Origin of the sequence: Nocardioides sp. CF8, assembly GCF_000389985.1 — a bacterium.
GTDB classification, from domain to species: domain Bacteria; phylum Actinomycetota; class Actinomycetes; order Propionibacteriales; family Nocardioidaceae; genus Nocardioides; species Nocardioides allogilvus.
On record NZ_CM001852.1, the window covers coordinates 52,911 to 54,785 of the forward strand.

A 1,875-nucleotide genomic window follows, 5' to 3' on the forward strand; every position below is an offset into this window, starting at 1 on the left:
GCCCCAGGACGGCCCGGGCCAGCCCGAGGCGGGCGCGCTCGCCGCCGGAGACGTCGCGGTGGCCGGCCCCGATCAGGGTGTGCAGCCCGACGGCCTCGACCCAGGCGCCGAGCCCGGCGACGCGCAGCGCGGCGGTGACCTCTTCGTCGGTGGCGGCCGGCCGAGCCAGGCGCACGTTCTCGACGACGGAGGTCGCGAAGAGGTAGGGGTCGTCGTCGACCAGCGCGACGTGCGCCCGCACGTCGTGCAGCGCGAGGTCACGCGCGCGCACCCCGTCGAACGACACCTCGCCCAGCGGGTCCTGGAACCGGATCAGCTGCGCCGCGATCGTCGACTTCCCCGAGCCCGACGGCCCGACGAGGCCGATCCGTTCGCCCGGAGCCAGCGTGAAGGAGGCCCCTCGGTGCTTGAGGAGGGACGAAGTCTCGTCTCGAAACCCGGCGCCGACGTCGCGCGCCTCGACGGTGGGGTACGCCGCCGGCCACCCGACCGGTGACACGGGATCGGCGACGGCGGGAGCCTGCCCGATCAGCGCCTCCACGCGCGCGGTGGCCGCGACACAGCGGGCCCGGGCCACGGCGGCGTCGACGACCGGCGCGAGCACTTCGTGCAGCGCGAGCGGGAGCAGCACCAGCAGGGCGGCCGTGGCCGGTGCCAGCGGTCCCGTCACCAGCGGCATCAACGCCACCGCGACGCCCGTGGTCACGAGCAGCAGACCCCGCGCCAACGCCGGGGCGACGGCGGCCCGGCGGGCGAGGGCGGCCAGCGCGGAGCTGGCGCGCACGACCGTGTCGACCGCCGCCGCGTCCCGCTGCCAGGCGACGAGCTGGCGCGCGTCGGTCAGCGTGGACTCGACCAGCTCGCCGAGGTGGGCCCGCGCGGCGACGTACGACCTCTCGACCACGGCGGCCCGGCGGCCGACCAGGAGCCCGACGGCGAGCGTGGCCACCACCGGCAGCGCGACGACGAGCGCGGCGACGGGGGCGAGGGCGCCGGCGAACAGCAGGGCTCCGGCAGCGACCAGCGCCGCCGTCCACAGCGGCACCCGGACCCTGACCCGCTCGTCGACCAGGGCATCCACGTCGTCGACCAGCGAGGTGAGCAGGTCGCCGCGACGGCGGGTGGCGGTGCCGAGCCGGGCGGGGACCAGCGGCACGAGGGCGGCGTAGACCGCGGCCCGGCGCTCGGCGAGGCGACCGAGGGCCTGCTCGTGCGAGAGCAGCCGCTCGGCGTAGCGCAGGACGGGTCGGGCCAGGCCGAAGGCGCGGACACCGACGATCGCGACCATCAGCGTCAGCACGGGCGGCTGGGTCGAGGCGCGGGTGATCAGCCAGCCGGCGGTCGCGGTGAGCGCGACCCCCGATGCCGACGAGAGGGCGCCGAGCGCGACGGCGGCGAGGTCCGCCCGGCGCGACGGGGCCCAGTCCGGCAGGGGCGGCAGGGCCGTGACGGCGGGTCGGGAGGTGGCTGGCGGAGCGGCCATTGATTCAAGGCGAATCACTTGGTCCGCGAGGTCGACCAGCGCCGGTCGGTGCGCGACCACGACGACGGTCCGCGACTGCGCGAGCTCGCCGATCACCCGCACGAGCACGGCCTCGGTGCTGGCGTCGAGGTGGGCGGTGGGCTCGTCGAGCAGCACCACCGGCCGGTCGCTGACCAGCACCCGGGCCAGGGCCAGCCGCGCACGCTCGCCGGCCGAGAGCCCGGCTCCGTCCTCGCCGAGCTCGGCCTCCAGACCGCCGGGCAGGGTGAGGACGACGTGGGCGAGGTCGACGCGCTCGAGCGCCCGCCACAGACGGGCGTCGGACGCGGCCGGATCGCCGTGCCGCAGGTTCGATGCGATCGTGCCGGCCGTCAGCCACGGCCGCTGCGGCA

Annotated in this window: 1 protein-coding gene; it reads right to left on the minus strand. The window is 77.1% G+C overall.

All coding sequences use genetic code 11. The features are described 5' to 3' along the window. Nucleotides 1-1,875, minus strand: a 1,875-nt coding sequence (cydC, locus tag CF8_RS20555) for a thiol reductant ABC exporter subunit CydC (RefSeq protein ID WP_036491751.1), incomplete at both ends; no start/stop codon positions are given.